19 protein-coding genes and 1 pseudogene are annotated in these 21,787 nt (G+C 42.7%); 6 read left to right on the top strand and 14 right to left on the bottom strand.

Annotation, left to right across the window (positions count from 1 at the left end; all coding sequences use genetic code 11):
- Positions 1-181 precede the first annotated feature (181 nt).
- The 4 genes and pseudogenes from VZF35_RS16305 (at position 182) to VZF35_RS16290 (ending at position 3,867) form a co-directional block, all read left to right on the top strand.
- Positions 182-2,224, top strand: a complete 2,043-nt coding sequence (locus VZF35_RS16305) for a glycosyltransferase family 39 protein (RefSeq protein WP_407314650.1) — start codon at positions 182-184, stop codon at positions 2,222-2,224.
- 15 nt (positions 2,225-2,239) lie between these two features.
- Positions 2,240-3,207 (top strand): annotated as a pseudogene (locus VZF35_RS16300) (glycosyltransferase family 2 protein).
- Entirely contained in the window at positions 3,200-3,589 is a 390-nt protein-coding gene (locus tag VZF35_RS16295; RefSeq protein ID WP_407306507.1) for a GtrA family protein, read from the top strand. The pseudogene VZF35_RS16300 and the gene VZF35_RS16295 overlap by 8 nt, the downstream one beginning before the upstream one ends.
- Entirely contained in the window at positions 3,580-3,867 is a 288-nt protein-coding gene (locus VZF35_RS16290) for a hypothetical protein (protein WP_407306505.1), read from the top strand. The genes VZF35_RS16295 and VZF35_RS16290 overlap by 10 nt, the downstream gene beginning before the upstream one ends.
- Positions 3,868-3,935: 68 nt before the next feature.
- Here the strand turns inward: VZF35_RS16290 and VZF35_RS16285 are convergent, their stop codons facing one another.
- The 6 genes from VZF35_RS16285 to VZF35_RS16260 all read right to left on the bottom strand — a co-directional run bounded on the left by VZF35_RS16285 (position 3,936) and on the right by VZF35_RS16260 (position 10,956).
- Positions 3,936-5,231, bottom strand: coding sequence for an acetyl-CoA hydrolase/transferase family protein (locus tag VZF35_RS16285; protein ID WP_407306503.1), 1,296 nt, complete (start codon positions 5,229-5,231; stop codon positions 3,936-3,938).
- Positions 5,228-5,527: a hypothetical protein gene (locus VZF35_RS16280; RefSeq protein WP_407306501.1), complete on the bottom strand. Its 300-nt coding sequence runs from the start codon at positions 5,525-5,527 to the stop codon at positions 5,228-5,230. The genes VZF35_RS16285 and VZF35_RS16280 overlap by 4 nt, the downstream gene beginning before the upstream one ends.
- 66 nt (positions 5,528-5,593) lie before the next feature.
- Positions 5,594-7,042, bottom strand: coding sequence for a 4-hydroxyphenylacetate 3-hydroxylase family protein (locus tag VZF35_RS16275; RefSeq protein ID WP_407306499.1), 1,449 nt, complete (start codon positions 7,040-7,042; stop codon positions 5,594-5,596).
- A gap of 68 nt (positions 7,043-7,110) precedes the next feature.
- Positions 7,111-7,914, bottom strand: a complete 804-nt coding sequence (locus tag VZF35_RS16270) for an N-acyl homoserine lactonase family protein (protein WP_407306497.1) — start codon at positions 7,912-7,914, stop codon at positions 7,111-7,113.
- A 340-nt stretch (positions 7,915-8,254) separates the two neighbouring features.
- The gene (locus VZF35_RS16265) at positions 8,255-10,324 is read right to left on the bottom strand and encodes a sigma 54-interacting transcriptional regulator (RefSeq protein WP_407306495.1); all 2,070 of its coding nucleotides are present in this window, start codon (positions 10,322-10,324) and stop codon (positions 8,255-8,257) included.
- A gap of 233 nt (positions 10,325-10,557) precedes the next feature.
- Positions 10,558-10,956, bottom strand: coding sequence for a J domain-containing protein (locus tag VZF35_RS16260; protein WP_407306493.1), 399 nt, complete (start codon positions 10,954-10,956; stop codon positions 10,558-10,560).
- Between the two features lie 308 nt (positions 10,957-11,264).
- On the opposite strand from VZF35_RS16260, the gene VZF35_RS16255 reads away from it, so the two are divergent.
- Both VZF35_RS16255 and VZF35_RS16250 read left to right on the top strand, forming a co-directional pair.
- Positions 11,265-11,507: a hypothetical protein gene (locus VZF35_RS16255; protein WP_407306491.1), complete on the top strand. Its 243-nt coding sequence runs from the start codon at positions 11,265-11,267 to the stop codon at positions 11,505-11,507.
- Positions 11,508-11,569: 62 nt separating this feature from the next.
- Entirely contained in the window at positions 11,570-11,983 is a 414-nt protein-coding gene (locus VZF35_RS16250) for a lytic transglycosylase domain-containing protein (protein WP_407306489.1), read from the top strand.
- 133 nt (positions 11,984-12,116) lie between these two features.
- Here VZF35_RS16250 and VZF35_RS16245 read toward each other — a convergent pair whose 3' ends face one another.
- The 8 genes from VZF35_RS16245 to VZF35_RS16210 form a co-directional block, all read right to left on the bottom strand.
- A complete protein-coding gene (locus VZF35_RS16245; RefSeq protein WP_407306487.1) occupies positions 12,117-13,085 on the bottom strand; it encodes an ABC transporter ATP-binding protein in 969 nt (322 codons plus the stop codon).
- The gene (locus VZF35_RS16240) at positions 13,082-14,068 is read right to left on the bottom strand and encodes an ABC transporter ATP-binding protein (protein WP_407306485.1); all 987 of its coding nucleotides are present in this window, start codon (positions 14,066-14,068) and stop codon (positions 13,082-13,084) included. The genes VZF35_RS16245 and VZF35_RS16240 overlap by 4 nt, the downstream gene beginning before the upstream one ends.
- Before the next feature lie 14 nt (positions 14,069-14,082).
- Positions 14,083-15,015 carry an ABC transporter permease gene (locus VZF35_RS16235; RefSeq protein ID WP_407306483.1) on the bottom strand — a complete coding sequence of 311 codons (933 nt, stop codon included), beginning with the start codon at positions 15,013-15,015 and terminating at the stop codon, positions 14,083-14,085.
- Positions 15,016-15,020: 5 nt separating this feature from the next.
- Positions 15,021-16,037, bottom strand: a complete 1,017-nt coding sequence (locus VZF35_RS16230; protein ID WP_407306481.1) for an ABC transporter permease — start codon at positions 16,035-16,037, stop codon at positions 15,021-15,023.
- Positions 16,038-16,135: 98 nt separating this feature from the next.
- Positions 16,136-17,707, bottom strand: a complete 1,572-nt coding sequence (locus tag VZF35_RS16225; protein ID WP_407306479.1) for an ABC transporter substrate-binding protein — start codon at positions 17,705-17,707, stop codon at positions 16,136-16,138.
- Positions 17,708-18,027: 320 nt separating this feature from the next.
- Entirely contained in the window at positions 18,028-18,651 is a 624-nt protein-coding gene (locus VZF35_RS16220; protein WP_407306477.1) for a response regulator, read from the bottom strand.
- Positions 18,648-19,979, bottom strand: coding sequence for a sensor histidine kinase (locus VZF35_RS16215; protein WP_407306475.1), 1,332 nt, complete (start codon positions 19,977-19,979; stop codon positions 18,648-18,650). The genes VZF35_RS16220 and VZF35_RS16215 overlap by 4 nt, the downstream gene beginning before the upstream one ends.
- Positions 19,980-20,062: 83 nt before the next feature.
- Entirely contained in the window at positions 20,063-21,478 is a 1,416-nt protein-coding gene (locus VZF35_RS16210; protein ID WP_407306473.1) for an ATP-binding protein, read from the bottom strand.
- Positions 21,479-21,787 lie beyond the last annotated feature (309 nt).

Raw genomic sequence — 21,787 nt, 5'->3', positions numbered from 1 at the left:
CACTATGCTTAGATATTATTTTGGATATATTAACCAATGTCCGAGAACTTTGAATAGCCCAAATCAAAATTCAGAAGAATGCAGGGAAGTTATGCTGAACAACAACCCCTAGTAACAAGGTTACAGTGAAGACGAACTCATAGTATCAATTAAACTTTATTACAGAGGAGTAGGAAAATTGATGACTTCGAAGCCAAAGTGCCTTGATCCACTTTTAGTTGGATCTTCATTCCTAGCAGGTTTCTTAAATATTTATGGAATTTGGAAGGATCAATATGCCAACGCCTACTATACTGCTGCTGTGACCAGTATGCTGCAGAGCTTCCATAATTTCTTTTTCGCTTCTTTCGACCCAGGGGGATTTGTTACCGTGGATAAACCGCCGGTCGCCTTTTGGCTGCAGACTTTGTTTGCTTCAATATTCGGTGTCCACGGCTGGAGTGTTATTTTGCCTCAGTCCCTTGCGGGAATCGGTTCGGTTCTTTTGATTTATGCCCTTGTCAAGCCTACATTTGGCCAAACCGCAGCAAGAATTTCGGCTTTAGTGATCGCCTGTACTCCCATAGCAGTTGCCGTTAGCCGCACAAATAACGTAGATAGTTTGTTAGTGTTTACTCTCTTGTTGGCAGCCTGGATGTTATTTAAAGGGATTAAGACAAGCAAGCCGAGTTGGTTCATTGCCTCTTTCGCTCTAATTGGTTTGGCGTTCAATATCAAAATGCTTCAAGCATATATGGTTTTGCCGGCTTTTTATTTGTTCTATTGGTTGGCATTCAACGTTAATTGGCAGAGAAAATTAGCGATTGTTGTAGTCTCAACGGCCTCTTTGCTCGTCCTATCATTTTCATGGGCTCTCGTTGTGGACAGTATTCCTCAGACAGATCGGCCATACATAGGCAGCAGCCAAACGAACTCTGTTCTGGAGTTGGCTTTTGGTTATAACGGGCTTTCCCGTTTAACTGGCCAGCGAGGACCGGGTGACGGTAACCGGGGAGGCTTCTTCGGCGGTCAAGCACGTCCTCAGTCACAGCCTTTTAGCAGTGGACTAGGGGGTAATCAGCCCAAAGAACAAAATTCCGGACAACGACAAAGTGGCCGAATAGGCGACGGAAGACCCAGAGGAAGTTCAGGTGGCGGAGGTATGTTTAATACCGGGAAAGCAGGACCGCTCCGCTTATTCCAATCCCAACTCTCCGGACAAATCAGTTGGCTGCTTCCTTTTGCCCTCTTGTCAGCAATCAGCTTACTGCTGGGGATGCGCAGAAAGCAGCCTTTAACGGACAAACAAAAGGAAGGCCTGTTTTGGCTAGCTTGGCTCTTGCCAATGATGGGATTCTTTAGCATCGCAGGGTTTTTTCATCCCTATTATTTAATTATGCTGGCACCTGCTATTGCCGCTTTAACAGGGGCGGGATGGGTGGAGTTGTATGAATTCTGCCACGACCATAAAGGATGGAAACAATGGTTGTTGCCGATCGTCATCCTCGGTACAACATTGTTTCAACTGTATATCATCATGCCGTATCGCAATCAAATCGGTTTCCTATGGCTGATTGCAGTGGGAACTTTAGGCAGTGTGTTCTCCATTTATATAGGTCTTTCTCTGTTTAAGAGCAGGGAACAAACCGCCGAAGTCTCCAGAGAACAGTCTAAATTTATCCGGGCTGCTGCAGTTGGCGGCCTGTTGGTGTTGCTGGCTGCGCCTCTATATTGGGCGGCCACCCCTCTTTTGTATGGGGGAAACAGTACGCTGCCGGAAGCAGGGCCCCAACTTAACTCCTCTAAACGTGGCGGCTTATCTGCTCCAAGTCAATTTCCGGCCCAGGCCCCCGGGCAGATGCAGGAAAATGTCAACACTCAATTGCTTACGTATTTGGAAGCCCATAATACTGGCGAGAAATTTCTGTTTGCTGCTACCAATGCTAGGACAGCCGAAGCCTATATCATCAAAACCGGCAAGGCCGTGATGGCAATGGGTGGGTTTTCCGGATCAGACCCGATCCTCACTGTCGATAAATTAAAACAAATGGTTGCCAAAGGAGAAATAAAATACTTCCTCCTATCTGGGGGAGGTTTCGGTGGAGGCAGATCGGATATCCAAACTTGGGTTAGACAAAACGGCAAGGAAATCCCGCAGACGGATTGGCAGTCCAACTCGGATAATCCTATCCAAGGAGGTAGGGGAATGAACGGAGCTGGGACTTTATATAAGGTCAATCCTTAAGAAGGAGGCAAAACTATGAGTACGGACATTCGTTATTCCATCGTGATTCCAGTCTTCAACGAAGAGGCGGTCATTAACCAGACCTATCAGCAATTAAAAAAGGTGATGGATTCGACCAATGAGCGTTATGAATTGATTTTTGTCAATGACGGAAGCTCGGACCATTCTGATAGTCTTATCAAAGGTTTGTGCGATGAAGATGAATCGGCGAAGCTGATTTCCTTCTCCCGTAATTTTGGCCACCAAGTTGCTATTACAGCAGGTATAAATTACGCCGCCGGGGCAGCAGTGGTGGCGATCGATGCCGATCTCCAGGACCCCCCTGAGTTAATCTTGCAGATGATTGATAAGTGGAAGGAAGGGTATGAGGTCGTTTATGCCAAACGGATTGAGCGCCAAGGGGAAACATTTTTCAAGAAACAAACCGCCCGCCTGTTCTACCGAATTTTGCGCGCTTGTACAGAGACAGATATTCCCGTTGATACAGGCGATTTCCGTCTGATCGACCGCAAAGTGTGCGGTGCTCTGAAACAGTTGCCGGAAAAAAATCGCTACATTCGAGGCATGGTGAGCTGGGTGGGTTTTAGACAAACTGCTGTAGAATACAGCCGAGATCCGCGTTTTGCAGGGAAAACCAAATATTCGCTTCGAAAGATGATTAAGTTAAGCCTTGATGGTCTGACTTCCTTTTCTTTTAAACCCTTAAAACTGGCAAGCTATGCAGGCGCCCTTTTTACGTCTTTGGGATTAGTTTACCTGCTCCTCTTGCTGTTATATAAGGTATTCAGCAACACAGTCATGAACGATTGGAATTTGGTACTAGCCTGCCAATTGACGTTGACTGGATTCCTCCTAACCATGATGGGTATCATGGGGAATATATTGGCCGCATTTATGATGAGGCAAGAGACCGCCCGCTGTATATCATACGTGAATGTTACCAAGGTGAAGGAAAAGAACGGACTGTGAAGAAGATTGGCTAAGATATCAGACCGTCAACAGGAATTTTTTAAGTTTTGTGTCGTCGGGGCCATTAATACCGGGATCGATTTTTCGATGTTTGCAGCACTGTCCGCTTGGGGAGTCCCTTTACTCCCGGCGCATATCCTTTCCTACAGCAGCGGCGTCATCAATAGTTTTCTGCTTAATCGAAGATGGACGTTTAAAGAGTCCGCTCCTCAGCCGATCGGGCAGTTGGTTCGGTTCGTTGTTTTAAATCTCTGTACCTTAACCACTACCTACGGGCTTTTAGTATGGTTCCATTTCGCTTGGGGATGGCCCCTGCTTGTGAGCAGACTTATGGCAGTGGCTGTAAGCTTAGTCATGAATTTTGGAGGCAGCCGTCTCTGGGTTTTTTGGAACTGAGTATCTTTACCGTAGCGTTTTATTGTTTCAATCCGGCTATATTTGTCAATTCCACTATTTGGGGACAAGTGGATTCTTTTTTTACCCTGATTGTCATCGCCGGAGTGGTATTGTTAGCGGAACAAAAACTAGTCTATATACTTTGGCAAACCGACCTGGGTATCAACCAAGCTGCGCGTAGTGCTATACCTGTTGCGACTTCAATCCTGAATCTGCTGCTTTTTATGTATTTGGTAAAAATCATGCTTGACCTAACAATTAGAAACGCTATCCAATAACCTAAAGGGGCCAACCGATCTATAAAAGCCTTCTCTGGAAAGCCTTCATACCACGCTGGCCCCTCTTTTTAAAGAATTCCTTTTTCTTTGGCATCAGCCATCAAGCTACTGCGGAAATTAGGATGAGCAATACCAATCAAAGCTTCAGCACGTGCCCGAAGACTTTTACCTCTTAAATCAACAGCGCCATACTCAGTCACTACATAATGAACATCATTGCGAGATGTTGTCACAGCGGCCCCTCGGTCTAATTCACAGGTAATGCGCGAAATCTTGCCGCCTGCTGCTGTTGACGGTAAGGCGATGATGGATTTACCATTCATGGAACGGCTTGATCCACGGACATAATCAACTTGCCCGCCTACAGCACTAAATTGCTTTGAGCCAATCATTTCCGCATTTACCTGACCCATGAGATCTACTTGTAACGCCGAATTAATGGATATCATAGATTCATGAAGTCCGATAACATAAGGATCATTAACATAATCTACCGGATGAAGCTCAACGTTGGGATTATTATTGACAAAATCATAAAGTTTCCGTGTCCCCATGAGAAACGTCGCTATAAATTTGCCTGGATTTGACGTCTTCTTACGGTTAGTAATGACTCCTGCCTCTGCCAAGGCTACAACACCGTCAGAAAACATTTCCGAATGAATTCCCAAATCCTTCTTTCCCTTTAAGAAGAGCAGCACTGCATCCGGTATTGCCCCTATTCCTAATTGAAGGGTAGCGCCATCTGGGACCAGTCCAGCGACATTTTCTCCAATGGCCTTTTCTACTTCTCCGATTTCAGGCGGCTTCAGCTCAATTAATGGTTCGTCCTTTTCCACAATAAGGTCAATCTTGTCCAGGTGGATTTTAGCTCCTCCTGTTCTCGGCATGCGGCTATTGATCTGAGCAATGACAAGCTTGGCACATTCTGTGGCCGCCTGAGTATAATCAACAGAAATCCCAAAACTACAGTACCCCTGCTCATCAGGGGGTGTCACCTGAATCAGTACCACATCAACCGCTAGCGTATTGTTTTTAAATAAACGTGGAATCTCGGAGAAAAAACAGGGGGTAAAATCTGCCCTCTTCTCTTCAAAAGCTTTGCGAGTAGAAGAGCCGACAAAAAGTGCATTATGCCGAAAACTCTTCTCCATTCCTGGTTGTGCGTATTTTGCCGGACCCATGGCAACCATGTGAACAATTTCAACTGAATTTAGTTCTGGAGCTCTATTTACTAATGCCTCGATCAAGGAAGGCGGCTCTCCACAGGCGTGCCCTATTACAACCCGCTCACCGGACTTAATCTGACCGACAGCTTGTTCAGGGGTTACAAGCCTTTCTTGATAGTTCTCTCTCCAGTTGCTCATAAATAATTCCTCACCCTTTTTACAATTTCAGTTACCAACCTGCTTTCCTCCACAAGCAACGTATCAACAGTTAAGGCAGCAACGATGACACTGGGAATATCGGTCTTGCTATACTTTTGAGCGCAGTTTGAAGTACATCCGCTTAAATAGATGACAAGATTTGCGTCCAAGCTGTTAAATGATATTAGGTATGCATCGGACATTAAAAGCTCTTTGACTTCGTAGGCAATTTTTCCTCGGTTAATCCTGGGGTTACACCCACCACAGAAATTAATGCTTATACGTTTATCAGACATAGCCCTACTGTTGGCCCTTCCGTAAAATTCCTAAAGCCTCGGAGATTAAATCTTTACTTGTTTCATTTATTTCGTGGGAATTCCGGCGATAGTCCTAGCGAGTTCTTTCTTATGTTCCAGGTTAGCTTGTCGGGAAATCATGATCCTTTGCGCTTGAGGTGAGCCTGCACCATGCATGGACTCTGTTCTGTAACCAACTGCAGCGGTACCCAGGGTGAGGTTTTCAACCAAGCGCAGAATACGCATACGATGTTCCGTCGGGACTGAAGCAATGCCCTTAAAGTACTTTTTAACTACTTTCCCAATCTCAGGATGATGCAGATCCTTTTCAGAAGGCATCGTGACCATTAAGCCTCCGGCAATATCCTCGGCTAAACGAGCAATCTCGTAAGGGAAACGAGTAACATTCTGTTTACATACATTCGCTAGAAGGAGGTCAATAAGATAGGTACCTGAGGCTGTCTTATGACCTTCCGCCGAACAGGCAATACCACAGGCATAGAGGGTCTCGTTAAGATGGACCATTTCAATTAGTTTATCCTTGATATGCGAGGCTTTGGAAGCACCGTTGTAATCCGCCGCCAGAGCCGCCGCTCCTATTAAGACATCCCCAACACCCACTTTGCAGCCACCATAACTTTGACGATGATATCCTGCAAACCTCTCCACTAAGGAACTGCTGAACTCGTATTCTCCGCACATGAAAACATTCTCCCAAGGAATAAAAACCTTATCAAAAACCATTAAGGCTTCATGACCGCCAAATTGTTTATTCCCAACGTCTATGTTTCCGCCTTCTAATTTACGAGTATCACAGGATTGACGGCCATAAATATAAATTATTCCTTCCGCATCTGCTGGAGCCGTGAAGCTCACGGCATAGTCCGCATCGCTTTTTCTCATCGCCATCGTCGGCATGACTAGAATCCAGTGAGAATTAAGAGCTCCGGTTTGGTGAGCTTTAGCTCCGCTTACTACAATCCCATCTTCCCTTTTTTCAACGACATGAACATAAAGGTCTGGATCTTCCTGCTGGCTGGGTGCTAAGCTTCGATCACCTTTGGGATCTGTCATGGCTCCATCAACTGTCCAATCCTCTTCCTGAATTCTTGTGAGAAATTTTACAAATCGTTCATGGTAATTTGTTCCTAATTTTAGATCCATCTCAAAGGTAACACTATCGACTGCATTGATTGCATCCATCCCGACACAGCGTTGAAAGCAGGCTCCAGTTTTTTGGCCTAGAAGACGCTGCATTTTTACCTTCTTCACAAGATCCTCAGTATTTTGATGCAAGTGGCAAAAACGGTTGATCTTTTTACCTGTAAGGTGTGATATCGCTGTCATCAAATCCTCGTATTGCGGGTCTTCAGCTAAGGCATACGTTGCTTTAACCGAATTCATAGACGGTCGAATAATTGGGTGATCTACTGGATTCTCTACCAACTCGCCCTGTAGATAAACTTTTAAGTTAAGTCTGCGCAGACTCTCTTCATACTGTGCTGCAGTCTTCATAAGTTAGCCTCCAAACGTTAATTTAGAACCATTAGTTTGCTCAGCCATTAAATTTTAGCCGGCAATTGTTATTCATAAAATTCAGGTGCAACTTTCATCATCTTAAAGAAATCCATATCATGGGAAAACATAACTTTGCCATTGTATTTCTTAGCATAATTACGTACTTTTTCTATGGAATTAAAGAACGCTATGCTGTCGTAGACAATACCTGACCCTTTAGCTGGCGGCCCATAATTCCGGTGATCATAGACAGCATCTTGGGGGAAAATAAGGGTACCTTCATTTTCCAGATGGACTATTAAACCCAATATTCCTGGTGTATGGCCCGGCAAAGTAATAAGTTCAACACCTGGAACCAATTCAATATCTTTATCTACAAGGTGATATTGCCTTACAGGGACTTCCAAGTCAGCTTTTACATAAGCGCCGTGAGCTGCAGGGTCAGGACTTAAGTGAACAAGAGTCTGCCCATATTCAAAATCCTTTTGGTGGACATAAACATCTGCGTGCTCAAATAAGTGCAAATTACCTGCATGGTCTAGATGCAAATGGGATAAAACTACTGTTTTAATGTCTTCCGGTTTCGTACCAGTCAAAGCAAGCTGCGCAGTAAAGCTTTGCGATTCTTCGAAATAGTAAGGGAAAACACTTTGCAGACCTGCCGGCCAATATCCTTTCATTGCGTCCGGGTGACATCCTAAATCGTATAATATTTTGCCTTGGGGGTGATCAATTAGGACTGCATATACAGGTATCTTGATCCAATTTACTTGAGGAGTCTTGCTGTTCAAAGACCCAAGCACTGTTTGAGCAACCATCCAGTTCTCATCGCATTCCAGCCAACCATTATTGAGAACATATACTTTCATTATCTCTTCCTCCATTTTCTAAGATGTCTTTGCGAGAAGCCGGTTTCTTTTTTACTAATTATCGTGGTAATCTTAAAATGTAGGATTTGAGTGGAAACTTAATAATAGCTATCGCTGCAACACCTCCTTAGTATTCTAATGATTTGGTTATCCATGAATATTGCAATAATTATGCCAAATAAAATAACCCCTTTCGCAAGAGGTTATAGAAATTCCTTAATCATTAAATTGTTGCAATATCGCATTCTAAATTTTCTGAATACAACCTCAAGGGGTGCAGATAGCCCTTGTCGCAATATCGCAATCGAGTTGCAATATTGCGACAGCTATTTAAGCACTGCTATTTTAAAAGCCCATGCTTCAAAGCTTTACGATAAATGGTGCTTTTGTTCACTCCGAGAATTTCAGCTACTTTAGCCCATGATCCCCACTCTCTATATGTCTTAGAGATCAGGTAGGCCTCTGCTTGAGCGGCCGCATCTTGAAGTTGGGTACCGTATTCCGGAAGTACATCTTTGCGATATATAGTTTCCGGCAGCAAATCTACGGATAACTCATTTTCATTCGTTGTAATCATCAATCGTTCAATGATGTTTGACAATTCGCGAATATTTCCGGGCCAGGGATAATCGGATAAGGCGTTGAGTAGTTGGGCGGAAGCATGGCATCTATAACCATAGCGCTTATTTAGCATATCGACAAAATGTTTTACCAAGAGAGGAATATCCTCTTTGCGATCCCGCAGAGGTGGCAGCTCGATGGGTATTACCATCAGGCGATAGTACAAATCTTCCCTAAAATTACCCTCTTTGACCATCTTGGGCAAGTTACGGTTGGTTGCGGCAATTATTCTTACATCAACATCCAGTGGCTTGGTTCCGCCGACTCTTACAATCTGTCTCTCCTGAAGTACCCTTAAGAGCTTGGACTGGAGCAAAAGCGGCATTTCAGCAACTTCATCCAGAAATAGAGTACCATTGTGAGCCAATTCAAAAAGCCCCGGTTTTCCTTCTTTTTTGGCACCCGTAAAGGCTCCGGAATCATATCCGAACAACTCAGATTCTAAGAGCTGATCCGGTATTGCCGCACAATTAATCTTAATAAATGGTTTATTGACACCTTTTCCATGCTTGTGGATTAACTTTGCTAACAATTCTTTTCCGGTACCGGATTCCCCAGTAATTAATACTGTTGAATCGACGTTAGCCAACTTTAGACTCAATTCTATCGTCTTACTCATACAGGAACTGCGATAAATAATCCCTGTGTCTTCCGCTTGCTGTGAGCGTAAATGCCTTAACTCCATTTCGTACAACATGGTCTGCTCTTCTGATTTCTGGAGCTGACTCTGCAGATTATAAAGTTCTGTCACATCCCGAACATTGGTCACTATGCGAAATAGATTACCGTCTTCATCAAATATCGGGTTGCCAGTCACTAACACTTGTTTATGGGTCTTTTTTATCGTTTGGGGAATCGTAACACTCTTCTTTTTCTCCATGACCAAAATAGATACCGACTGGTCGAATACTCCCGCTTCGACTAGTTCGTGCATGGTTTTTCCTACAACTTCACTGTTGGAAATACCGGTAACTCGCTGATATGCTTCATTGCAGTTCAGAGTGAGACAATTTCCATCCGTTATATAGATGCCGTCATAAGAAGAGCCGATAATAGCTTCCAATTCTCTGGTCAGCTTTTTTACGGAGTCCAGTTCGCTGTGAATAGCGTCCATACTCGACAGGTCTTGAAACACACAAACGGCTCCGGAAATTACACCATTTTTTTCGACCGGAGAATAATTTGCCATGATCGGTGTTGTGTTAAGAACAAATTTTTCACCGTAGAGTGATTGTCCAGTGATTAAAATCTTTGGCATTAGAGAGTTCGGAATATATTCAGTCACTTGGCGGCCAAGCAGATGCTCTACAGAAATCCCAAGAATTTCAGCCACAACACGATTCGCCAGAATAATATTTCCGTTTAAATCAACTGCAAGTATGCCATTATGGGCCGATTCAATCACTGCATACATACGCTCTTGGAGATCATCAATATCCGAACGATAATAACGGATTAAATCAATATTTCTAATAATCCCTATGACCTGGTTATCATCATTTAAAACAACGACACCCGTGCCGCTAGTGGGCATTATTTCTAATTCGACGCCAAACCGAACGCACGGTATTTCTTGATCAAGGCAATCCTTAATACCGGTATGATAGGCTGAACCATTTAAAACTTCTTTCAGCAAAGAGTCTTTGGAAACTGTACCTATGTAATTCCCTTCTTCATCAGTAACCGGGAGAAAATCTGTGTTATTCTTCAATAAACTATCATTTGCTTCTGCAATATTACAGCCTATGGGCAATGGATCGACCGTGTACATTATGTCAGAAGCTTTCATGTCATCATCTCCTTCTTTTGGGAAGAAATACACTACTTCTCCGAACATTCAACCGAATCGTTAAACTACCTCTAACTCGATTCAGTTGATATATGTCGGCAATCAATTTGTCCATTGATATCATATCACTATATCTGTACTCCTACCATTGTTTCGTTTGCTCAGGGATCGCAGCAACAATGCTTTTAGGTTGTCAAGCTAATGTTATAATAGCGGCTGTGTGGACTGATCTATTAAAATAATTCCACAGTTGTCTGTATTGAGGCAGGTTGAGTTATCGAAGAATCCCCATGGAGAGTAAGATAAACTTTATAAGCAATAAATGCTACAAAACTTAAACTCAATACAATAAGAATAACCATTATCAGACATCCGAATGGAGTTATGGAATTGTTGTTAGTGTCTTGTAAAGCTATATCCTCGCTTGCGTTTCGCATTTCATCATAACGTCGGCGTTGTTGTGGGTCACTTAATAGTTCATAGGCCTCAACAATTTTAACAAACCTCTCATAAGCATCCTTTTCCGCACATACATCGGGATGCCAAATCTTCATGAGAGCTCTGAATGCGCTTTTAATCTCGTCACTCGTAGCATTTTCATTGATTCCAAGAATTGAATAACAATCTTCCACTAAGGCACCTCCCAACAAAAGCCTATGAAAATACTTAGTTATAAAACCGTTACATGCTAGTTAGTTGCTTTATCAGTATTTCCTAAAGGTTATGGTTATAATAATGAAATAACGTTACGAGGTGGAATTCTGCCATAGCTGAAATTAATAGAACGATCATAGACTTTCTAATCCAACGACGCAAAAAATTAATCGTAACTAGTATCTGCTTGTTATTGGTGTATTTATTGTTCTTCTGTTCTGCAACCAGACCAACATGGGAAGGCCTAATCAATCTCCTCAGTAATCGCAATCCGCCGACTTGGCTAATGCCTTCCCGGCCTGGGGAGAAAATTGATGTAGCCCAGACCAAAATTTATAAACGGCAGAAGTTAGCCCAGTTTAGGATTAAAATAAGCCTGGTGACTCAAGATATTCATCAACTCTTGGGGATAAAAAGAACAAATCCGATGTATCCATTTCAGAAAAAAGAAACACCTTGGGAAACTCTAAAACTTGACGTCGCCGCCGCGGGAAATACTTTCGTCGAGTTCTGGGGATTACCATTGTAACTTACCAAGGTCAGACTATTATTGTCGGGGAAAGTTCCCAACCCATTAATCTTAACGACAGAGTGCTGCGCTGGCATAAGGAAATCGAAGCTTCTGCTAAGAAATATGCCCTTGATCCTGCCTTAATCGCAGCCGTAATTGAACAAGAATCAGGTGGAGACCCGAACTCAGTCAGCCCTGTTGGGGCTTTAGGCTTGATGCAATTGATGCCGTCGACGGCGAAATTACTAAACGTTGACCCTTATGATCCTGCTCAAAACATTGAAGGCGGTACTCATTATTTGCAAATGCAGCTTAAAGAATTCGGGAATCTCTCAGAGGCATTGGCGGCTTATAATGCTGGCCCTGGAAATGTGGAGAACCGTACCTGGGCTAAAATCCCTGAAACTCTAAACTACGTTCAGAAAGTACCTATCCTTATCAATAAGTATGAAAGGATTTGGAATGCAAACCGCTTTTTTTCTTCATCCACATGAATCTATTTCCTTGATAAACCCCAGAGAGTAAGGTGATCAAAAAGAAAGACTAGCCTGATTTTGTTAATGGCTAGTCTAGTTACACTTTTCTATGTCATATCAATATTGAACTTCGCCTGAATTCCACTTTAAATCAATCAAATAAATGACAAGCAACAAAGTGATTAGGAGAGACTTCTTTTAATGCTGGCTCATTGAGTTTGCAGTGGTCCATTTCCCTGAAGCAACGGGAACAGAATCGGCAGCCTGAGGGCGGGTTAATCGGACTAGGTACGTCACCCTGCAGAATAATACGCTCTTTCTTCTTTTCAGGATTAATCAACGGAATTGCGGAAAGCAAAGCTTGAGTATAGGGGTGCAGAGGGCTGGAGTATAGCTCTTTTTTCGGAGCAACTTCCATCAATTTGCCCAGATACATTACCCCAACACGGTCGCTGATGTGTTTAACCACGTTCAAGCCATGGGCAATAAAGAGGTACGTCAGGCCAAACTCTTCTTTCAAATCACTCAGCAGATTCAACACCTGGGCCTGAATGGATACATCTAAGGCAGAAACCGGTTCGTCACAGACAATCAGCTTAGGCTCCACTGCCAGGGCGCGGGCAATACCAACGCGCTGGCGCTGGCCACCAGAGAATTCGTGAGGATAGCGATTACGTTGGTGGCGAGCCAACCCCACACAGTTTAAAAGAAAGATAACACGTTCTTCCACCTGACTCTTCGGCAGCAAGCGATTGATAAAAATCGGCTCAGCAATGATGTCGCCAATGGTCATTTTAGGATTTAGCGAGGCATAAGGATCCTGGAAAATCATTTGGATATCTTTCGAGTAGGAACGGCGCTGCTCTTCATTGAGGACCGTTAGATCTTTTCCCTCAAAAAATAGTTTACCACTTGTTTGTCTGTAAAGATTTACAAGGATTTTACCAAGCGTCGTTTTACCGCAGCCGGATTCGCCGACCAGGCCAAAAGCCTCCCCTTTATCAATGGTAAAGGACACGCCGTCAACTGCTTTTAAAACAGCAACAGGCTTGCCAAGGAAATTGGTGTCCACTACAAAATGTTTTGCTAAGTTTTGAATATCCATCAATACTTCGCTCATTTTCCACACAATCCCCTTTCCTCTGCTTCATCATACAAGAAACAGCGGACCTTATGTCCGTTAATTTCGTGCAGCTCCGGCATTTCTTTCGTGCATCGTTCCTTACTATGATCGCAGCGGTCAGAAAAAGGACAGCCTGATGGCATATTAAGGGGGTTGGGAACCATACCCTTGATCATATATAAACGTTCATCACTTTCATTATCGATTTGCGGAATTGACTGCAGCAGACCCACAGTATAAGGGTGCAGCGGTTGGGAGAAAAGGCTCTTGACATCAGCTTCTTCCATAATTTTGCCGCAGTACATAACGATGACTCGGTCAGCCGCTTCGGAAACCACACCCAGGTCATGAGTAATGAGCAAAACTGCCATATGAAACTTCTCCCGCATGCGATAGAGCAATTCAAGAATCTGAGCTTGAATCGTAACATCAAGCGCTGTAGTGGGCTCGTCAGCGATCAGCAATTCAGGCTCACAGGCAAGAGCCATAGCCGTCATCACCCTCTGGCGCATGCCGCCGCTCATTTGATGAGGATAATCGTTGGCCCGCTGAGCAGCAGAAGGTATACCTACCGTATTCAGCATTTCGATAGTACGTGCCAGAGCCTCTTTTTTGGAAAGACCCATATGCGTCATAATACTTTCCATGATCTGGTCCTTGATGCGCCAGACCGGATTGAGAGACGTCATCGGTTCTTGAAATATCATAGAAATCTTATTGCCCCGAAGTCTTTGCAGTTCTTTCCGGCTCATTTTATTCAAATCCTGGGAATTATATAAAATTTCTCCGCCGGCAATCCTGCCAGGCTTCTGTAAAAGTCCCATAATAGAAAGGGAAGTTACGCTTTTCCCCGAGCCGGACTCACCGACAATTGCCAGAATTTCGCCTTTATCTATAGTAAAACTGATATCATCGACGGCCTTGACAATGCCGCGCTTCAGCTTAAATTCCGTAGTCAAATTTTTTACTTCCAACAACATCCTGTTCACCTCCCTTATTTTATTCTGGATTTGGGATCAAGAGCATCACGAAGCCCGTCGCCAAGCAGGTTAAAGGCCAGCACAGTAATCGTGATGGCAATACCAGGAAAGATCAGCGTATAAGGCGCTGAGAAAATAAATCCCCTTGCCCGGCCAAGCATATCGCCCCACTCAGCAAATGGCGGCTGAACGCCCAGACCTAAAAATCCTAGTGCTGCCGTATCCAGAACTGCTGTAGAAATGCCCAAGGTAGCTCTGACGACTATCACGGAAATAACATTAGGCAAAATGTGCTTATAGATAATGCGACTAGTTTTATTACCGATGATTTTGGCCGCATGGACGTAATCGTTTTCTTTAACGGAAAGAATATTACCTCGCACAATACGGGCATACTCTGGAATGGATACCAAGCCGATGGCTATAATCGCTTTGTCCAATCCTTTACCCAAAGCTGCCATAAAAGCAATAGCCAACAAAATGGACGGAATAGCAAGCATCATGTCCATAAGCCTCATAATAACTGTATCCGTCTTCCCTCCGCGATAGCCGGCAGTAGAGCCTAAGATAACACCTACAGAAAGTGAAATAGCAACGGCTGCAACACCCACAAACAGTGAAATCTTCGTCCCGTCAAGTATTCTGCTGAACATGTCCCGGCCCAATTGATCCGTTCCGAACCAGTGCTCGGCATTAGGCCTGATAAAACTCTTGGTCATATCGGAATAATTGGGATCATAAGGCAAAATTTGTTTGCCCATAAGTTCGCTCACCCACACTGTCAGGGCGATAAGGGCTAAAATCCCGATGATAATCAGGCCGACGACAGCCGCTTTGTTCTGTCTGAGTGTTTCCCACATTAGTTTTAGCTGCGATTCTGGTTTTTCCACGTATTCTGCAGCCTGTGACAGATTTTCATCAGAATTCGAATTATGTTTTGTTTCCATACAAGCTACACCTCTTTTTTGGAATATTTAATACGCGGATCAATGAAGGCATAAACCACATCAACGATTAAATTCATCAAGACAAAAATAGCGGCTATAAGCAAGACCACACCTTGGACCACGGGAAAATCAGAATTCATGATACAGGTTACCGTATAGGCACCGATCCCAGGCCAGGAGAAAACTGTTTCTGTCAGCACAGCCCCGCCGAGAAGACTGCCAAGCTGCAGCCCAATAACTGTGATAATAGGAATCAGACCGTTACGCAAGGCATGTTTGCGAATGACCTTACCCTCCGCAATTCCTTTGGCCCTAGCGGTACGAATAAAATCCTGCTGCAGCGTATCCAACATGCTGGAACGCGTCATTCTGGTTATGATAGCCATGGAATACATGGCCAGAGCACATGCAGGCAGGATAAGATGACGACAAGCGTCTACAAAAGCACTCATGTTACCTTCTATCAGACTGTCAATTAGATAAAACCCAGTAACGTGTATAGGCTCCAACAGAGGACTGATTCTGCCATTAGAAGGAAGCCAGTGTAAAGCTCCTGAAAATAAAATGATCAACAAAATACCGAGCCAAAAGATGGGCATAGAAACACCGATCAGTGCTAGGAACATACCGGCATTATCGAAAATGGAGTTCTTTTTGACTGCTGAGATGACACCAATTAGAATACCAAAAAATGAGGCAAGGATAATGGAGACAACCGCCAGCTCAATCGTAGCCGGAAAACGCGTCAAAATCTCTTTAACCACAGGCGTTTTGGTATAGTAGGATGTCCCAAGGTTTCCGGTCAGTGCACCTTGAAGATAATGAAAGTATTGCAGGTAGATCGGATCATTCAGTCCGTTAGCCTGCCGCCACGCCTCAGCAGCCTGCTGCGTTGCGTGTTGCCCCAAAACAATCGGTGCAGGATCCGGTGAAAATACGCGCATGATAAGAAAGACAATAACGGATACCCCTATCAGCACCGGAATTAACATCAAAATTCGTTTTATGATATATTTGAGCATTAGCAACAACCTTTCAGCAATAAAACATAAAATAAACAAACCGGGAACCGGCGTTTAACCGGTTCTCGGCAGTCTAGACTATAAGGAATTCATCAAAGTTATTTCTTTGATACCCCAGCAAACGGAGTTATACCTGTCATATGGAAGTAGAAATTTTGGACATTAGGTCTGTAGGCACAAAGTGTTTGGGCGTGGGAAATCGGGAGCCATACAGCATCCGATGCTGAAATTTTTTCCAGTTGAGTGTAGATTGCATTACGGGCATCACCAGCTGGAGTGGTTAAACCTTTAGCAATTAAGCTGTTAAATTGGGGATTATTATAGAGAGCAATGTTCATCGTAGGATCTTTATCCGCTAAGAGGTTCATAAAGTTATCCGGGTCTCCGTTGTCACCAACCCAACCATAGAAGGCAATATCGTAATCCCCTGCTTTAACCTTTTGCTTATAGGTGGTCCAGTCAAAAGAATCAAGTTTGACTGTAACTCCGGCTTTGGAAAGGTAACCTTGAATGGCTTCAGCCAGAGCCTGACCAGTTGCGGCATTATAAGGTCTTGGGTTAGTGTAGGTAATCATGTGTACGGATGTCAATCCCGCGGCTTTCAAGGCTGCAGCAGCGGCAGTGGGATCATAGGCCACTTGGGAAACACTCTTGTCATAACCAGACATAAACGTTGGCAAAATAGAAGTAGCCGGTTCGGAATAACCTTGATACAGACTCTTCACTAGTTCCGGAACATTAATGGATTGAGAGATAGCGGTACGAAGCTTTGGATCATTAAAAGGTTTTTTAGAGGTATTGTAAGCCATGTAGTTAATGTTCATGCCCGGGGCTTGGAAAATCTTGTTGCCGGAATCGGTGATTTGCTTGATTACAGTGGCATCGATACCGTCGATAACATCAGCCTCACCGTTGTTTAAAGCAACAACACGTGCCGAGTTGTCTTTAATGAATTTGAAGATAACATTCTTAGTAAGAGCTTTAGTTCCCCAGTATTCATCGTTGCGGACTAAAACAATGTCTTGGTCCTTATCCCATTTGACAAACTTATAAGGACCTGTGCCGACGGGCGCTTGGTCTACGTTGTTATTGTTAGCTTGTAAAGCTTTTGGACTAATCATAGGGGCAGCCATGATCATGGCCAAATTGCTAAGGAATGGGGTGCTCGGAGCCTTTAAGTTAATTTTAACGGTTTTTTGGTCAACGACCTGGACATCTTTGACAGAACCAAAAACGAAAGATGCATAAGCCATGTCTTGCGTTACTTTCGGCGGCAGTTGACGGTCAATGTTAAACTTCACTGCATCGGCATTAAAATCAGTACCGTCTTGGAACTTAACACCTTCTTGAAGATGGAACGTATAGGTTAGGCCGTCGGGGCTGACATCCCAGCTTTTTGCGAGGGATGGTTCGACTTTAGTAGAATCTTTGTCATACTTTAAAAGTCCCTCGTAGATATTACTCATTACTTTAGCGGACTCGCCATCATCAACGAGAGCTGGGTCCAGTCCTCTAGGCTCTGCGCCCTGAGCATAAACCAGAGTATCGTTTGGATTTGAGGCGGAGCTGCTCCCTGAGCTGCTCGTTGCACTGCTGCCACAGCCTGCAGAAGCAGTAATAACAAGTGCTGCAGTTAGAGCAAGAGCCACAATTTGTTTGACCTTTTTCATTTTCTTCCTCCTATTTTTCCTTGAATTAGAAAATATCATGTATTTTCCGTTTTATATAACACCCCCGAAATATTTTAACTAATTATAGCAAAAGGGTTTGACCAACTAAAGAAATAAAAAAGAGAAAAAGTATTTGATTATTGTATACAATCTTAAAGGAATCTCGGCTTGTGCTCTAAGGCACTGTCCTCGTATTTTTTAGCTTGCGAGAACAGAGGCCGTTAGTGGCACTTATGCTGCAGAAAATATTTAACGAAATAAACTTTCTGCCAGTATAAAGAAAACCTCTTAGGAATTTCCTAAGAGGGTGATAATTATCATTAAATCCAACAGTATCGATTTTTGGGTCTTCCAACTTTTTGATAGCTTGGAATTGACCTCACTTTGCCATTGTGAACAAGATACGTAAGATATCGGTATACCGTAGGAACAGCCAGCGATAATTCTTTGGAAATCTCCTCTACCGTAGAAGGATGCTGACAATCCATGAGATATCGTTCTATATAAGACAGGGTCGATTTACTAATTCCTTTGGTAACAAACACATCGTACATTTTTGGCGTTGCTTGAACAGCCTTTGTCATATCTAACAAACGCATATGCAACTGAACGCGAGCAATTAAATCCGGTGCTTTGACAGGTTTAAGAGCAAAATCAGTGGCACCTGCATCAAGAAAGCGATCAGCAATTTCCTGCCTTTCGTCAACGGTAAGTACAAGAATAGGTATTTGTTGATCTTGTTCCCGAATCAGGCAAACAGTCTCTAAGCCATCAATTTCAGGCATATGATAATCCACTAAAATGATATCCGCTCCATGGTTGAGAAACCCTTCAATTCCCTCTCTCCCATTAGGATAGGCTATAGGCTCCCATCCAGCAAATGTAAAGATTTCGCTTAACGTATAGCGCAAAGATTGCTCATCATCCATAATTATTATTCTCATTGGCCCTCTCCCAATGGCAAGGTTATCCAAACCTTCGTTCCCTGACCTATTTCACTTTTTATATTAACAAATCCTTCGTGTCCCTCAGCAACCTGCCGCACAAAAGCTAAGCCAAATCCCGGATGGTTTTTTGTGCTGTATCCACTCTTCCAGATTCTTTTTACATCGTTTTCTGAAATACCGTATCCATTGTCTTCGACTTCCAATTTCACAGTATTTTGCAATGTTTTGGCGCGCAAAACTACCTTTCCATTCTCTCGCCCTTGAATGGCATCCAAGGCATTATCAATTAAATTTATAATTGCCCGGGTCAACCTTATTTTATTAATGTAAAGATTTGATTGAGGTTCTTCTTCTAATTCAATATCCACCGATAAATTCGTACCGCTTAGGCGACTAGCTCGGATATAATCAATGAGTTCTTTAAGCTCACACCAATTCTTTCGATCCTCATACAAGATTTCAGAAACCATTTTGCTCATCGAATTAATTGAACGATAGATCGTTTGACAATATTCCTGCATCTTAGGGTCCGGCCATCGCGTTTCCATCAGCGAAACTAATCCTTCGATTGTTGCAAGCGGAGTTTTAAGATCATGGACAAGATGGAGAACTTCACGTCCCGCGCGAGATTCATTGGCTTCAAGCTGAGCACGAAGCAAATCCTGTGAGATAGCCCATTTTTCCATATATAAAATCAAATATATCCATAAAGTGATAGCACTGGCAACGAAAATAAAAAACAGCACATTTGCATAAAGTGTAAGAACCTCACCAAATCCAATTTGAATCGCTGCTTGTTTTATTTTTATCGACAAAGAACCTTGCCCAAAACCATAAGGCGTAAGAAATGGAACCTGATTCAACCAGGCAACACCAAAAATCAATTGAGTGAAGACCAGTAGTTTCATCCCGATATTTAATTTTTGTTTGCTCAAATTCTGCATTACCACAATCGATAACCAAAGAAAAATATCTGTGGCTCCAAAACTATAGTTAAGTGGAGTAATCCCATTGACGATCACATAAGCTACGGGCACAACAGTCAGGGGAATGATGGTTTTCAATATCGAACAATTGAAGGCTTCTGCCATCCCATCTCCCAACATCACCACACTGAGAAATTGGGGAATGGAAATAATGGTATTAATTGACACAACAAGAAAAGCATTAACCATTAAGGCACTTCCGTCTGTCTTCTGGTGCATTGTTTGGAGTAATTGATCCAATCCTATGAGCTGAGGTTTTAACCAATAAGGTATTAAAATTCCCCACAAAAACAATACAAATCCTATCCACATTTTTGGGGATTTAAGGGCTCTCCTCACAGCATGACCACCTTCCTACTCATGTTAAGTATAACACGAAATCGGAATACGGATAATTCCTTCGCTGAGACAAGTGTCCAATTTTATTTGGAATCTTGCTGATTCATAGATGTAACCAATTCTGCCTCAATTTCAAAGTATACATAAAATGTTGTACCTTCGAGACCGGTTTCAACACTTATCCGCGCGTTATGCCGTGAAACAATACCGTAACACACGGCAAGCCCTAAACCCGTACCTTGTTCTTTCGTTGTGAAAAATGGCGTTCCTAACTTCTCTAGTACAGACTGCTCAATTCCTTTGCCTTGATCGGCCACGACTAGCGCTACCTCTCTACCAACAAAATAGGTTTTTATTGTTAATTTCCCACCACCGGACATTGCTTCAAATCCATTACGAACAAGGTTTAACAGCAGTTGGCGTATTTCCTGGGTATCAAGTTGTAAATCCGGAACATTATTAAGGTCTACTGTTAATAAGTTATCGTTGTATTGAGCGTCGGCTTCGATGAGCGGCAAGGTAGATGTGACTAAATCATTTAGATTATACCTTTCAAACAGAGTTGGCTTATTTCTGCTAATGGATAGGAACTCCGAAAGAATAGAATTGGCACGATCCAGTTCTTCTATCATAAGATCAAAGTATTCTTGGTCCTTAAGCTCTTGTTTCTTCTTAAGCAATTGCAAAAAGCCCTTTACCGTTGTCATAGGATTACGAACTTCATGACTAATACTTGCCGCCATTTGGCCAATTAGGTTTAATCTGTCCATCCGTACCATCTCTATCTCTGCTCGTTTACGTTCAACAATTTCTTGTGAAAGCAATTGGTTAGCGGCTTGCAATTCTTTAGTTCGCTCATTGACAAGATCCTCTAGGTAATAATAATGTATTAACTCCTGCTGTTTAACTTTATAAAGTAACGCCGATAGAAAAAAGGATATTATAACTATTAGGGAAGTGTTTATATAATCCCCTTGGCGTATATTAGGATCTTTTAGACTAATAGTAAGGAAGGTCATCATCGCAGTATATGATGATCCATACAAAAGCGCTGTAACTCTGAGCCGATAATTGAACGTTACAGCAATTGTAATACATGCCATGACGTAGACGATAATTTGTCCATGAATCTTCTGATCAATCAAACCTGAAATTACTGCAGTAAGATTGAGTATGAAGATGGCAAAAGAAATTACATATAATTTATGCACTGAAGTTATCTCATTGGTAAAATAGGCTTTAATTCTGTAGAAAATCACAATATAAAAGAAAGTAACCAGACCTAAAACTACATGAGAAAAGTATAAATAGTTATAGCCTTCGTTAATACTCCAGAGCCCCTGCAGCCTATTATTGTAGTCGATAAGAAGGAGAATAAAATTTGTTAAAAATAAGATCGCAGATAACCTTTTTGTTCGATCAAAATTTTCAAGAATTATAATTTTTTCCAGGGTATCTTTATTGTAATCAGAATCATGCTGCAATTGAAAGAATCCCATAGATGTAACTCCTATTCCAAATTCCTTTTGTTTAAATTAATAATAAATTCAACATAAAAACGCATTATTCCTTCTTATTTTTCTTTCTTAAGGTAAAGTTCGGACTATTTCCAAGCTACACCCTATCTATTAGAAAATCGCTGAATGCTAATGATATAACCGACCTCCATAATTCAGTCCCAAAATCTCCTGATAGTACATACCTTAATAATATACAGGTGTAAGGTGTTTGACACTACTATGCCATAAAATCCCCTAGAGCAAGTGGGTTAGCTTAGTATAATTTGCATTTTCCTAATAACATTGATT

Source organism: Desulfosporosinus paludis (genome assembly GCF_045689965.1).
Taxonomy (GTDB): domain Bacteria; phylum Bacillota; class Desulfitobacteriia; order Desulfitobacteriales; family Desulfitobacteriaceae; genus Desulfosporosinus; species Desulfosporosinus paludis.
The sequence above is the reverse complement of the archived record's forward strand: the minus strand, read 5'-3'. Positions and strand labels throughout refer to the sequence as shown.